This window comes from Streptomyces sp. NPDC031418, from assembly GCF_055581605.1.
The window spans coordinates 322,247-335,185 of sequence record NZ_JBVIJC010000010.1 but is presented as its reverse complement, the minus strand read 5'-3'; the positions used below and the strand labels follow the sequence as shown (position 1 = coordinate 335,185).

15 protein-coding genes are annotated in these 12,939 nt (G+C 72.4%); 8 read left to right on the top strand and 7 right to left on the bottom strand.

Annotated features, from left to right (window positions below; genetic code table 11):
• Positions 1-92, bottom strand: a 92-nt coding sequence (locus ACZ5CZ_RS17540) for a biotin carboxylase N-terminal domain-containing protein (protein ID WP_308427085.1), incomplete at its 3' end; no start/stop codon positions are given.
• A gap of 391 nt (positions 93-483) precedes the next feature.
• Here ACZ5CZ_RS17540 and ACZ5CZ_RS17535 point away from each other — a divergent pair.
• A complete protein-coding gene (locus tag ACZ5CZ_RS17535) occupies positions 484-1,077 on the top strand; it encodes a hypothetical protein (protein ID WP_468943589.1) in 594 nt (197 codons plus the stop codon).
• On the opposite strand, the gene ACZ5CZ_RS17530 is transcribed toward ACZ5CZ_RS17535, so the two are convergent.
• The 4 genes from ACZ5CZ_RS17530 to ACZ5CZ_RS17515 all read right to left on the bottom strand — a co-directional run bounded on the left by ACZ5CZ_RS17530 (position 1,063) and on the right by ACZ5CZ_RS17515 (position 3,760).
• Positions 1,063-1,680 carry a Maf family protein gene (locus ACZ5CZ_RS17530; protein ID WP_385847857.1) on the bottom strand — a complete coding sequence of 206 codons (618 nt, stop codon included), beginning with the start codon at positions 1,678-1,680 and terminating at the stop codon, positions 1,063-1,065. The two genes, ACZ5CZ_RS17535 and ACZ5CZ_RS17530, sit on opposite strands and share 15 nt — an antisense overlap.
• 31 nt (positions 1,681-1,711) lie before the next feature.
• The gene (gene mmpB, locus ACZ5CZ_RS17525) at positions 1,712-1,840 is read right to left on the bottom strand and encodes a morphogenic membrane protein MmpB (RefSeq protein WP_385847855.1); all 129 of its coding nucleotides are present in this window, start codon (positions 1,838-1,840) and stop codon (positions 1,712-1,714) included.
• A gap of 80 nt (positions 1,841-1,920) precedes the next feature.
• Entirely contained in the window at positions 1,921-2,130 is a 210-nt protein-coding gene (locus ACZ5CZ_RS17520) for an acyl-CoA carboxylase epsilon subunit (protein ID WP_385847854.1), read from the bottom strand.
• Positions 2,131-2,155: 25 nt separating this feature from the next.
• A complete protein-coding gene (locus tag ACZ5CZ_RS17515) occupies positions 2,156-3,760 on the bottom strand; it encodes an acyl-CoA carboxylase subunit beta (protein WP_385847853.1) in 1,605 nt (534 codons plus the stop codon).
• Between the two features lie 111 nt (positions 3,761-3,871).
• Between ACZ5CZ_RS17515 and ACZ5CZ_RS17510 the strand changes: the two genes are divergently transcribed.
• Positions 3,872-4,741, top strand: coding sequence for a biotin--[acetyl-CoA-carboxylase] ligase (locus ACZ5CZ_RS17510; protein WP_385847852.1), 870 nt, complete (start codon positions 3,872-3,874; stop codon positions 4,739-4,741).
• A gap of 217 nt (positions 4,742-4,958) precedes the next feature.
• Positions 4,959-6,071 (top strand): adenylate/guanylate cyclase domain-containing protein, encoded by a 1,113-nt coding sequence (locus ACZ5CZ_RS17505; protein WP_385847850.1) that lies wholly within the window; start codon positions 4,959-4,961, stop codon positions 6,069-6,071.
• 16 nt (positions 6,072-6,087) lie between these two features.
• On the opposite strand, the gene ACZ5CZ_RS17500 is transcribed toward ACZ5CZ_RS17505, so the two are convergent.
• Complete coding sequence (locus ACZ5CZ_RS17500; protein WP_468943566.1) at positions 6,088-6,729, bottom strand: hypothetical protein; 642 nt, start codon at positions 6,727-6,729, stop codon at positions 6,088-6,090.
• A gap of 202 nt (positions 6,730-6,931) precedes the next feature.
• Here ACZ5CZ_RS17500 and ACZ5CZ_RS17495 point away from each other — a divergent pair, with 202 nt between their 5' ends.
• From ACZ5CZ_RS17495 to hutH, 3 genes are all read left to right on the top strand, one after another.
• Positions 6,932-7,726 carry an enoyl-CoA hydratase/isomerase family protein gene (locus ACZ5CZ_RS17495; protein WP_450791619.1) on the top strand — a complete coding sequence of 265 codons (795 nt, stop codon included), beginning with the start codon at positions 6,932-6,934 and terminating at the stop codon, positions 7,724-7,726.
• A gap of 79 nt (positions 7,727-7,805) precedes the next feature.
• The gene (locus tag ACZ5CZ_RS17490) at positions 7,806-8,948 is read left to right on the top strand and encodes a GGDEF domain-containing protein (RefSeq protein WP_385847847.1); all 1,143 of its coding nucleotides are present in this window, start codon (positions 7,806-7,808) and stop codon (positions 8,946-8,948) included.
• 87 nt (positions 8,949-9,035) lie between these two features.
• Positions 9,036-10,574 (top strand): histidine ammonia-lyase, encoded by a 1,539-nt coding sequence (gene hutH, locus ACZ5CZ_RS17485; RefSeq protein WP_385847861.1) that lies wholly within the window; start codon positions 9,036-9,038, stop codon positions 10,572-10,574.
• An 82-nt stretch (positions 10,575-10,656) separates the two neighbouring features.
• Here hutH and ACZ5CZ_RS17480 read toward each other — a convergent pair whose 3' ends face one another.
• Positions 10,657-10,989: a hypothetical protein gene (locus ACZ5CZ_RS17480; RefSeq protein WP_468943561.1), complete on the bottom strand. Its 333-nt coding sequence runs from the start codon at positions 10,987-10,989 to the stop codon at positions 10,657-10,659.
• A 109-nt stretch (positions 10,990-11,098) separates the two neighbouring features.
• Between ACZ5CZ_RS17480 and ACZ5CZ_RS17475 the strand changes: the two genes are divergently transcribed.
• Both ACZ5CZ_RS17475 and ACZ5CZ_RS17470 read left to right on the top strand, forming a co-directional pair.
• Entirely contained in the window at positions 11,099-11,446 is a 348-nt protein-coding gene (locus tag ACZ5CZ_RS17475) for a hypothetical protein (protein ID WP_385847845.1), read from the top strand.
• 190 nt (positions 11,447-11,636) lie between these two features.
• A complete protein-coding gene (locus tag ACZ5CZ_RS17470) occupies positions 11,637-12,890 on the top strand; it encodes a L,D-transpeptidase (RefSeq protein ID WP_468943558.1) in 1,254 nt (417 codons plus the stop codon).
• Positions 12,891-12,939 lie beyond the last annotated feature (49 nt).

Sequence of the window (12,939 nt, the reverse complement as noted above, 5' to 3'; positions counted from 1 at the left end):
TAGACGGCCACGCTCGCGATCCCGGCGTCCCGGCAGGCCCGGGCCACGCGGACAGCGATTTCGCCACGGTTGGCGATGAGCACCTTGCGCACGATTGAGGCTCCCTCCTTGAAACAAGCCGAGTTTAGGGACTGCCGACACGGCACTTCGACCCGTCCCCAATGGTGAGCTTGCCCACACGGAGCGTGATTCGAGGCGCGCTCGACCCGCGAAAGCCCTTGTCGCACCACGGTACGCAGGACTCCTGCGGAAAACCCTAGCTCCGTCATGTGGCCAAGGTCTCTGTGAAGGCGTGCTGCGGCCCACTCTGTTTCTTTGTCGAGTCCCTACGAATGGCCCAATGATTCTTTGCTGCCGCCCGAACCCTTGTCCCCCGGTTTACCCGTTAGTAGCGTGCGCGATGACTCGAACGTACCTCGGGTAACAGAACGCTGGCTGGAGAGTGGGTGGGGACCGGTGGTGCGCAGACCGGTGGCGTGGGTCGTGGCCGTCGTACTCCTCGCCGAGGCCTTCGGCGTGGCGGCGCTGAACTGGTTCCTCGGCATGGTCGTGGACCGGCAGAAGATGTCCCTGGCCGGGCTCGACCCCGATGTGATGGCCACGTCGTCGAAGATCGGCGGGGTGGTCTTCGGGCTCTACTTCGCGCTGTGCGCCCTGGTGGCCGTCCTGGTGGCGATACGCGACCGGGCGCCCGCCGGGTTCGGCCGCATCCTGCTGATCAGCGCGGCGGTCGTGCACGGCCTGCTGGGCGCCTTCGCCTGGGGCATGGTCGGCTGGACGGCGTTCCTGTTCATGGTGGTGGTGCTGGGGCTCGTCGTCCTGCTGCTGATGACGTACGACCGTGAGGGCGGCCCCGAGCGGGGCGCCGCCCGGCCGGCCGCCCCGGGCGCCGCCCCATCGGGTGAAGCGGTGGTCCGTACGGAGCAGCCGCAGGACGGGGACGGCCGGGCGAGCGGGCCGCAGGACGGCGACGGCCGGACGAGCGGCCCCCAGGACGGGGACACCCGCAGGGAGCAGCCGCAGGACGGGGAGAGCGGGCCCCGGGGATCCGTCTCCGCCGGGTCACTCGGCCGCTGACCACAACTCCGTGATGCCGACGCCCAGTTCCGCGAGCAGCTTGCGGACCAGGGGCAGGCTGATGCCGATCACATTGCCGTGGTCGCCGTCGATGCCCTCGATGAACGGCGCCGACCTGCCGTCCAGGGTGAACGCCCCGGCGACGTAGAGGGGTTCCCCGGAGGCCACGTACGCGGCGATCTCCTCGTCGGTGGGCTCGCCGAACCGGACGACGGTGGAGGCGGTGCCGGACACATACCGCTTGGCCTGCGTGTCCCAGATGCAGTGGCCCGTCTGGAGCACCCCGGCCCGCCCGCGCATGGCCTTCCAGCGGGCGGTGGCCTCCTCGGCGTCGGCGGGCTTGCCGAGGGCCTGCCCGTCCAGTTCCAGCACCGAGTCGCAGCCGATCACCAGGGCGCCCTGCACCTCCGGCCTGGCCGCCACCACCGACGCCTTGGCCTCGGCCAGGGCGAGGGCCAGCTCGGCCGGGGTGGGCGCGGTGACGGCGTCCTCGTCGACCCCGCTCACGATCACCTCGGGGCTGAGCCCGGCCTGCCGGAGCAGACCCAGGCGGGCGGGGGACTGGGAGGCGAGGATCAGGCGGCGGCGCGGCGTGGCAGTCATGCCGTCAGGTTAGTCAGCCGGTGCGGCCCATTCACCTCAGACCGATCACGATCATCGCCAGAACCATGGCCAGGGCCATGAGAAAGCCGAGCCGCCGGAGCATCTCATGCGCTTCGCGCATGTCCTTGGGCGGCTCGTCCTCGGGGTCTGACCACAGCATGTCACCAGCGTGCGGCCTCGGGCCGGGAGGATGCCTGAGTACCGGTACTCAATTGGCACCCCCCGGCCGCGGCCGGGCGCTCAGCTCGGCCAGTAGGTGCGGGTCCAGGACGCCGGGCCCGGCTTCGGCAGGCGGGCGGCCGCGATCCGGGACGGGTCGGACCACGCGTCGCGCAGACCGTCCGCGCCGGGCGGCGTCGTCGCTGCCGCCGCGGCGCGGGCGCGGACCACCGCCAGAGCGGCGGCCAGCTCCTCCGGGGTCGGGTTGCCCCGTACGACTTTGATCGTCACAGCGGCTCCTTGGGGGCTCGGGGGCTTAGAGCGGGATGTTGCCGTGCTTCTTCGGAGGCAGGGATTCCCGCTTCGTGCGCAGCTGACGCAGGCCGCGGACGATGTGGGCCCGGGTGTCGGACGGCATGATCACGGCGTCGATGTAGCCGCGCTCGGCCGCGACGTAGGGGTTGAGGAGGGTGTCCTCGTACTCCTGGATCAGACGGGCGCGCACGGCCTCCACGTCCTCCCCGCTCGCCTCGGCCTCGGCGAGGGTGCGGCGGTGCAGGATGTTCACCGCGCCCTGGGCGCCCATGACGGCGATCTGGGCGGTGGGCCAGGCCAGGTTGAGGTCGGCGCCAAGGTGCTTGGAGCCCATGACGTCGTAGGCGCCGCCGAAGGCCTTGCGGGTGATCACGGTGATCAGCGGCACGGTGGCCTCGGCGTAGGCGTAGATCAGCTTGGCGCCGCGCCGGATGATGCCCTCGTGCTCCTGGCCCACGCCGGGCAGGAAGCCGGGCACGTCCACGAAGGTCAGCACCGGGATGTTGAAGGCGTCGCAGGTGCGCACGAACCGGGCGGCCTTCTCGGAGGCGGCGATGTCCAGGCAGCCGGCGAACTGCATCGGCTGGTTGGCGACGACCCCGACCGGGTGGCCCTCGACCCGGCCGAAGCCGGTGAGGATGTTCGGCGCGAACAGGGACTGGGTCTCGAAGAACTCGCCGTCGTCCACGATGTGTTCGATCACCGTGTGCATGTCGTACGGCTGGTTCGCGCTGTCCGGGACCAGGGTGTCCAGCTCCAGGTCCTCGTCGTTGACGGCGAGGTCCGCCTCCTCCGCGAAGACCGGGGGCTCGGAGAGGTTGTTGGACGGCAGGTACGACAGCAGCTGCTTGACGTACTCGATGGCGTCCTTCTCGTCGCCGGCCATGTGGTGGGCCACGCCGGAGGCGGAGTTGTGGGTCCTGGCCCCGCCCAGCTCCTCGAAGCCGACGTCCTCGCCGGTGACGGTCTTGATGACGTCCGGGCCGGTGATGAACATGTGCGAGGTCTGGTCGACCATGACTGTGAAGTCGGTGATGGCCGGGGAGTAGACCGCGCCGCCCGCGCACGGGCCGACGACCAGGCTGATCTGCGGGATGACACCGCTCGCGTGGGTGTTGCGGCGGAAGATCTCGCCGTACGCGCCGAGGGAGGCGACGCCTTCCTGGATCCGGGCGCCGCCGGAGTCGTTGATGCCGATGACCGGGCAGCCGGTCTTCAGCGCGAAGTCCATGACCTTGACGATCTTCTGCCCGTAGACCTCGCCGAGGGCGCCGCCGAAGACGGTGAAGTCCTGGGAGAACACGGCGACCGGGCGGCCGTCGACGGTGCCGTAGCCGGTGACGACGCCGTCCCCGTACGGCCTGTTCTTCTCCAGTCCGAAGTTGGTGGAGCGGTGCCGGGCGAACTCGTCCAGCTCGACGAACGAGCCGTCGTCGAGGAGCAGCTCGATCCGCTCACGGGCCGTCAACTTGCCCTTGGCGTGCTGCTTCTCCACGGCGCGTGCCGAGCCGGCGTGCGTCGCCTCGTGGACACGACGCTGGAGATCCGCGAGCTTCCCCGCGGTCGTGTGAATGTCGATCTCTTGACGCTCTTCCGGCTCCGACATCGGGATCGCGGCTCCCTGCCTGCTCAAAGGGGGGGACGGTTACTCATCCGTAGAGTAGTGGTGGGCCCCGGCGTCGGCAGTGCGGCGTTTCCCACACCTAGGGTGGCTTGCATGACGCCGCACCATGCATCAGACGCATCCGACGACAGCCGTTGGTCCGATCTGGACCGTCCGCCTCTGAACGCCGCTGCCCTGCGGCGTGCGCTGGTCCGCGAGGGCAGCCTGTGGACGGAGATCGAACTGGTCCCGCGGACCGGTTCCACCAACTCCGACCTGGCGGCCCGGGCCGCGGCCGGGAAGGCGGGCGAGGGCGCGGTCCTCGTCGCCGAGGAGCAGACCGCCGGGCGGGGACGGCTGGACCGGCGGTGGACGGCGCCGCCGCGCTCCGGACTCTTCTTCTCCGTGCTGCTGGCGCCCACCGAGGTGCCGGTGGCCCGGTGGGGCTGGCTGCCGCTGCTCACCGGTGTCGCGGTGGCGACCGGACTGGCCCGGGCGGCGGGCGTGGACACCGCGCTGAAGTGGCCGAACGACCTGCTGGTCACCGTGGGCGGGGAGGAGCGCAAGGCCGGCGGCATCCTCGCGGAGCGGGCCGGCGACGCCGGGGTGGTCATCGGCGTGGGCATCAACGTCACCCTGCGGGCGGAGGAGCTGCCGGTGCCGCAGGCGGGCTCGCTCGCGCTGGCCGGGGCGGCCGGCACGGACCGGGACCCGCTGCTGCGGGCGGTGCTGCGGTCGCTGGAGGACTGGTACGGGCGGTGGCGCGCGGCCGGCGGCGATCCGGGCCCCAGCGGGCTCCAGGAGGCCTACGCGGCGGGCTGCGCGACGCTGGGCCGTACGGTCCGGGCGGAGTTGCCGGGGGACCGGGCCGTGGTGGGCGAGGCCGTGGCCGTGGACGGGGACGGGCGGCTGGTCATCGCCACCGAGGAGGGGGTGCGCGAGCCGGTGGGCGCGGGCGACATCGTCCACCTGCGGCCGGCGTAGGGCGTGAGTCGGCCCGTCGGGGGCGCGTGGAAGCGTTCGAGAGGGCACCGTGGAGGGGTACCCGGTGACGCCGGGGTGTTCCCGGACGCACCCCGGTCCGCGCGCCCGGCAGCGGGCACGCTCCTCGGCCGAACCCGACGGAGTGAGCTGGCGCACACCTGCCGTAGAGTTGAGGCCGGTCGATACCTGACCGTGGCAGATCGGAAGGGCAGCACGCGTGACCGTCGACGACACGGGTTCCGGCGCGGACTCGAACGGCGCCGACCCCGGAAAAGCCCCGCACCCGCTGGCCGTGCGTCTCGAAGCGCTGATCCTCGGTGCCGAGCGGCGCTACACGCCCTTTCAGGCGGCCCGTACCGCCGGTGTCTCCATGGAGCTGGCCACCCGCTTCTGGCGGGCCATGGGCTTCGCCGACGTCGGCCAGGCCAAGGCCTTCACCGAGGCGGACGTCCTCGCCCTGCGGCGCCTCGCCGGTCTGGTCGAGGCGGGGCTGCTCAGCGAGGCCATGGCGGTGCAGGTGGCCCGGTCCACCGGGCAGACCACCGCCCGGTTGGCCGAGTGGCAGATGGATTCCTTCCTGGAGGGCCTGACCGAGCCGCCCGAGCCCGGGATGACCCGCACCGAGGTGACGTACCCGATCGTCGAGCTGCTCCTGCCCGAGCTGGAGGAGTTCCTGGTCTACGTCTGGCGCCGCCAGCTCGCCGCCTCGGCCGGCCGGGTCGTGCAGTCGGCGGACGACGAGGAGATGGTCGACCGACGGCTCGCCGTCGGCTTCGCCGACCTGGTCGGGTTCACCCGGCTGACGCGCCGGATGGAGGAGGAGGAACTCGGCGAACTGGTCGAGGCCTTCGAGACCACCGCCGCCGACCTGGTGGCCGCGCGCGGCGGCCGGCTCATCAAGACCCTCGGCGACGAGGTGCTGTACGCGGCCGACGACGCCGGTACGGCCGCCGACATCGCGATGCTGCTGGTCGAGACGCTGGCGAACGACGAGACGATGCCGGAGCTGCGGGTCGGCATGGCGTTCGGCACGGTCACCACCCGCATGGGTGATGTCTTCGGTACGACGGTGAACCTCGCCTCCCGGCTGACCTCGATAGCGCCGCGGGACGCCGTGCTGGTGGACAGCGCCTTCGCGGAGGAGCTGATCCGTACCGGTGAGGCGCCCGTCTCGGAGGCGGAGGCGGCGGAGGCCGCGGCGGCCGCCGAGAAGAAGGGCGAGGACCCGCCGACGTACCGTTTCGCCCTCCAGCCGATGTGGCAGCGCCCGGTCCGCGGCCTCGGCGTGGTCGAACCCTGGCTGCTGACCCGCCGGGACGGCCGGGACTAGGCCTCTCTGCCGGGCCCTAGGACGCGCCGAGTCCGTCCACGCACAGACCGAGCACCGGCAGGCACACTCCGCCCGGGCCGGGCTCCGGCGTGCTCTGCGGGGGGCTCGGGGCCGGGGTGTGGCTGGTGGACGGGGTGGGTGCGGCGGTCGCCGGTGCGGAGGTGGCGGGGGCCGGTGCGGTAGGTGTGCCGGGCGGGGGAGTCGCCGGGGCCGGGGCGCCGGGTGTGGGTACGGCGGTGGTGCCCGGCTTCGTCGGGTGCGCGCCGACGTCCGGGGCGGTCCGGGCCGTGCTGGACGCGGCCGGGGTGGGCGCGAGGCTGTGGCCGCCCATGACGGAGGCCGCCGTCGGCAGGGCGGTGGGTGTGGCCGTCGACGGGATGCCGGAGTGCGGGGCGCGTGCGGTGGTGCCGGGGTCCAGCCGGGGTTCGGCCTCCGCCGTGCCCGGGGCGCCGACACCGGACTCCGGGGTCACCCGGACCAGGCTCAGCACCCCGGCGACCAGGGCCAGCCCCCCTGCGGCGAGCAGCACCTTGCGGGGCCGGGGCTTGCGATGCCGCCCTCGCCGGATCCAGCCGTCCGTGAGGGCAGCGGGCTCCGGTTCCCCCTCTACCGCTGTCGCTGTCTCCGTACCGGACGACTCGCCGCGTATCGGTGTCATGTGTTCTCCCCGGCTTCTCCCCGCGCCCCGGTCGCGCCGGGCGGTGCGCACGTTATGCGTCGGGGTGGGCGGAGTGGGGTGAGACGGCCGGGATGTCACTCGAACGGGTGTAGCCCCCCGGGGTTTCCGGGACCGGGGCCGGGCTGCGATGATCGGGCCGACAGGGAGTTAACCCGCGTTAACGTTGTGCCCGGAGGGTGTCATGAGCGAGGAGCGGTTCGGGGAGTTCGTGCTGGTGCGGCGGCACGGGTATGTCGCGGAACTGGTGCTGGACCGGCCCAAGGCGATGAACGCCGTCTCGACGGAGATGGCCCGCTCGCTCGGCGGGGCGTGCGCGGCGCTGGCGGCGGACCGGGAGGCGCGGGTGGTCGTCCTGACCTCCTCGCACGAGCGGGCCTTCTGCGTGGGCGCCGACCTGAAGGAGCGGAACTCCTTCACCGACGCCGACCTCGTCCGGCAGCGGCCGGTGGCCCGGGCGGCGTACACCGGGGTGCTGGAGCTGCCGATGCCGACGATCGCGGCGGTGCACGGGTTCGCGCTGGGCGGCGGCTTCGAGCTGGCACTGTCCTGCGATCTGATCGTGGCCGACCGTACGGCCCTGGTGGGGCTGCCGGAGGTCTCCGTAGGGGTCATCCCGGGCGGCGGCGGTACGCAGCTGCTGCCGCGGCGGGTCGGGGCGGCGCGCGCGGCCGAGCTGATCTTCTCGGCGCGCCGGGTGGAGGCCGCGGAGGCGGCCGAGTTGGGGCTGGTGGACCGGCTGGTCGAGGAGGGCCGGGACCGGGAGGAGGCGCTGGCGCTGGCCACCGCGATCGCCGGGAACTCGCCGGTGGGGCTGCGGGCGGCGAAGCGGGCGCTGCGGCTCGGGCAGGGGCTGGATCTGCGGGCCGGGCTCGAGGTGGAGGACGCGGCGTGGCGGTCGGTGGCGTTCTCCGGTGACCGGGCTGAGGGGGTCGCCGCGTTCAACGAGAAGCGCACGCCGGAGTGGCCGGGCGAGTAAGGCCCCGCAGCCGCGTCGGGCCTAGCCTGTTCGCCGCAACAATGTCCCTCTTGCCCCTGTTCATCCCTACGCTGGGGTAATGGGTGAGGACAAGCGGCTCCGTGCCGTCGTGGCGCTGGCGCAGGGGATGGCGGCGGCGCACACCCCACGGGAGTCGTGGCACGCCGCCGCGCTCGGCGCCTGCCGTGCGCTGGACGGCACGTTCGCCGCGCTGTCGGTGTGGGAGCGGGAGCTGGGGCGGCTGCGCGTCCTCGTGAACGTGGGGGAGTGCGCCCCGGACGAGGAGGAGTTCCCGGAGTCCGAGGCGTACCCGGTGCACCAGTTCCCGGAGATCACCGAGTTCCTGCATGAGAGATGGGCGGGCGGCGGCGGGCCCAACGCGTGGGTGGAGACCGCCCAGGGGCCGGCCGCCGGCACCCCGGGCTACTTCCACCAGCGGGTCGCCGCCCTGCGCCGGCGCGGCCGCGGCTGCTGTGTCGTCGCGCCGGTCGTGCTGCACGGCCGTGCCTGGGGCGAGCTGTATGTGGCCCGGGCGGTCGGTGCGCCCCTGTTCGCGCGGGAGGACGCCGACTTCGCCACCGTGCTCGCCGCGGTCGTCGCCGCCGGCATCGCGCAGACCGAGCGGCTGGAGGAGGCCCGCCGGCTCGCGTTCACCGACGCCCTGACCGGACTCGCCAACCGCCGGGCCGTCGACGTACGTCTGGAGGAGGCGGTGGACCGGCACCGTACGCAGGGCGTGGTGGTCAGTCTCGTGGTCTGCGATCTGAACGGGCTCAAGCGGGTCAACGACACGCTCGGGCATGCCGTCGGGGACCGCCTGCTGGAGCGGTTCGGCTCGGTGCTGTCGCTGTGCGGCGCGATGGTGCCGGGGGCGCTGGCGGCGCGGCTCGGCGGGGACGAGTTCTGTCTGCTGGCGGTCGGGCCGGCCGCGGACGAGGTCGTGAAGGCCGCCGACGAACTGTGCCGCAGGGCCGGGGAGTTGGAGCTGGGGGAGGGGGTGGCCTGCGGGGTGGCCTCGACCGAGGACCCGATCGGGGAGGTGCGGGACGCCCGGCGGCTGTTCCGGCTGGCGGACGCGGCGCAGTACCGGGCCAAGGCCATGCGCGCGGACCGGCCGGTGGTGGCCGGGCGGGAGGGGCCGGACGATCCCGTCGTGCGGCTCGCCGACGAGCCCCCGCCGTCCCGGGCCGAGCGGCGCCGGTTCCGCGGCCGGCTGCCGTGAGGCGAAGGCCACAGCGCAGGTAAGGGGTGCCCCCGGCCGCCACTAGTGACATCGCCACATTCAATGCGTACGCTCCTGAATATGGATATGCACACTGTGGTGGTGGGGACGTCCGGGGTCACGGCGTCCGACGTTCTCGCCGTGGCGCGCGGCGGTGCCCGCATCGAGCTGTCGGCGGAGGCGGTGGCGGCCCTCGCGGCGGCCCGCGAGATCGTGGACGCGCTGGCGGCCAAGCCGGAGCCGGTCTACGGCGTCTCCACCGGCTTCGGCGCCCTGGCGACCCGGCACATCAGCCAGGAACTGCGCGCCCAGTTGCAGCGCAACATCGTCCGCTCGCACGCCGCCGGCATGGGCCCGCGGGTCGAGCGGGAGGTCGTACGGGCGCTGATGTTCCTGCGGCTCAAGACCGTCTGCTCCGGACACACCGGCGTCCGGCCCGAGGTCGCCCAGACCATGGCCGACGTGCTGAACGCCGGGATCACCCCGGTGGTCCACGAGTACGGCTCCCTCGGCTGCTCCGGCGACCTGGCCCCGCTGTCCCACTGCGCCCTCGCGCTCATGGGGGAGGGCGACGCGGAGGGTCCCGACGGGGTGGTACGGCCCGCCGGCGAGCTGCTCGCCGAGCACGGCATCGAGCCGGTCGAGCTGCGCGAGAAGGAGGGCCTGGCCCTGCTCAACGGCACCGACGGCATGCTCGGCATGCTGATCATGGCCCTCGCCGACCTCGACACCCTCTACAAGTCCGCCGACATCACCGCCGCCCTCAGCCTGGAGGCGCTGCTCGGCACGGAGAAGGTGCTCGCCCCCGAGCTGCACGCCATCCGGCCGCACCCGGGCCAGGGCGCCTCCGCCGCCAACATGCTCGCCGTGCTCAAGGGGTCCGGCCTCACCGGGCACCACCAGGACGGCGCCCCCCGGGTCCAGGACGCCTACTCGGTGCGCTGCGCCCCGCAGGTCGCCGGCGCCGGACGCGACACCCTCGCGCACGCCCGGCTGGTCGCCGAGCGGGAGCTGGCCTCCGCCGTGGACAACCCGGTCGTGCTGCCCGACGGGCGGGTGGAGTCCAACGGCAACTTCCACGGCGCCCCGGTCGCCTATGTGCTGGACTTCCTCGCCGTCGCCGCCGCCGACCTCGGCTCCATCGCCGAGCGGCGCACCGACCGGCTGCTGGACAAGAACCGCAGCCACGGCCTGCCGCCCTTCCTCGCCGACGACGCCGGTGTCGACTCCGGGCTGATGATCGCCCAGTACACGCAGGCCGCGCTGGTGAGCGAGATGAAGCGGCTCGCCGTACCCGCCTCCGCGGACTCCATCCCGTCCTCCGCGATGCAGGAGGACCATGTGTCCATGGGCTGGTCGGCCGCGCGCAAGCTGCGCACCGCCGTCGGCAACCTCACCCGGATCATCGCCGTCGAGCTGTACGCCGCCACCCGCGCCATCGAGCTGCGCGAGGGCCTGACCCCGGCGCCCGCCTCCCGGGCGGTCATCGACGCCGTGCGCAAGGCCGGAGTGCAGGGCCCCGGCCCGGACCGGTTCCTGGCGCCCGACCTGGCCGCCGCCGACGCCTTCGTGGCCGGCGGTCACCTGGTCGCGGCCGCCGAGACGGTCACCGGACCGCTCCAGTAGGACCCGCAAGGGGAAGGTGACAGGGGGCTCCGCCGCGCGGGGCCCCCTGTCGGTGCGTCAGGACGGCTTCGGCTCCACGGAGTCAGAAGCCCAGGCGTTCGCGGCGCACCGAATACACCACGAACCCGGCGCCCACGGCGAGGAACAGGGTGCCGCCGACCACGTACGGAGTGGTGTCGATGCTGCCGGTGTCGGCGAGTCCGGCGCCCTCCGCGGTCTCGTGGGCGGTCTGCGCGGTCGCCGCCGACACCGCCCGCCCCTCCTGCGTGACCTGCGTCGCCGTGGCCGTACTCGACGCCGCCGTCGCTCTGGCCGGCGAGTCCTGCGACGCGTTCGCGGACGGCACGAACCACAGGGCGCACAGCAGGGTTCCCGCGGCGGTGGCGGTCAGCAGCGGACGGCGAGCGGATGACACGGAATATCGATCCCCTTGTGACGCTGGCGAATTGGCCGTGTGGGGCGATGTTAGTGAAAATCGTGGGTCACAGGAAAGTCACGGCAGGTTTCGGCCGTACGCTCGCGCCATGAGCGATGAGGAGACATCACGTTTTGTACGGCTCCGGGTGGATCTGGTGCTGGAGGTGCAGGACGAGGACGCACTGACCCGGGCCGCCCTGCGCCGGCTCGCGGAGGACCCGGAGCTGCCCGAGGCGGAGCGCGGCCAGGCCGAGGGCGCTGTGACGGAAGACACCGCGGAGGCCCTCGCCTATCTCGTCGACCCGTTCGACCTGGTCGGCGCGGTGCCCGGGGTGGAGCTCCAGCAGGCGTCCTGGTCCAGCGAGCGGATCGACTACGACCCGGATTCGCCCGACTGGGAGCTGGGCGAGGATGATGAGGAGGACGACGAGCGGGAAGAGGGCGGCATCGGCTGAGCGTTCGGGGGCACTCATGACCCCGGGCGGCAACCGCCGTCCGGGGTCTCGTCGTACCACCCGCCCACGACGGCGGACGTGGCGTGTCCCACAGATCCCCGGGATCCGGAACGGGACGAACCGGCCGTAGCGTTGAAGGTTCGGGGGACACGCAGTTCTTGGCGGCTCGGCAACGATGGAGAAGCTTGTGATGACGGACAGTAAGCGGCGCAGGGGCCTGATGGCCGCGTCCGCTCTGCTCGGCGGTGTGCTGGTGCTCACGGCGTGTTCCGGCGGTGACGACAAGTCCTCCGGCAGTGGCAACGGCAACGACTCCTCACAGGCGCAGGCGGACGCCGCGGCGGCGAAGAAGTCCTCGCAGGCGCAGATCACGATCACGCCCAAGGACGGCTCCGACAACGCGTCGATCAACAACTCGGGCACCGTCACGGTCAGCAAGGGCACGCTCACCGGCGTCACCATGACCACCCAGGACGGCAAGCCCGTCGCCGGGCAGCTGTCCGCCGACAAGCTGAGCTGGAAGCCCACCACCCAGCTGGCGCGCTCCACCACCTACAAGATCGCGGCGGAGGCCAAGGACTCCGAGGGCCGCATAGCCCACGAGAACGCCCAGTTCACCACGGTGTCCCCGGCCAACAGCTTCATCGGCACCTTCACCCCGGAGAACGGCGCCACGGTCGGCGTCGGCATGCCGGTCTCGATCAACTTCGACAAGGCGATCACCAACAAGGCGGCCGTGCAGAAGGGCGTCACGGTCACCTCCAGCAGCGGCCAGGAGGTCGCCTGCCACTGGTTCAACGCCAACCGCATGGACTGCCGCCCGGAGCAGTACTGGAAGGAGGGCGCCACCGTCACGCTGAAGCTGGCGCTCGACGGTGTCGAGGGCGCCCCCGGCCTGCACGGCGTCCAGCAGAAGACGGTCACCTTCCACATCGGCCGCAACCAGGTCTCCTACGTCGACGCGAAGACCCACCAGATGAAGGTCACGCAGGACGGCAAGGTCGTCAAGACCATCCCGATCTCCGCGGGCGCCCCCGAACACACCACCTACGAGGGCCAGATGGTGATCTCCGAGAAGTTCACCCAGACCCGGATGAACGGCGCGACGGTCGGCTTCAAGGACTCCGACGGCAAGGGCGAGTACGACATCAAGGACGTGCCGCACGCCATGCGCCTGACCACCTCCGGCACCTTCATCCACGGCAACTACTGGGGCGCGCCCTCGGTGTTCGGCAGCGTCAACACCAGCCACGGCTGCGTCGGCCTCCGGGACGTCAAGGGCGCCGGCGACGCGAGCACCCCGGCGGCCTGGTTCTACAACCACTCGCTGATCGGTGACGTCGTGGTCATCCAGAACACCGGCGACAAGACGGTCTCGCCGGACAACGGCCTCAACGGCTGGAACATGGACTGGGCCCAGTGGAAGGCCGGCTCCGCCGTCTGACGGTCCGTTCACACCCTCGCGATGCCGCCCTCAGGGGCGGCATCGGCGT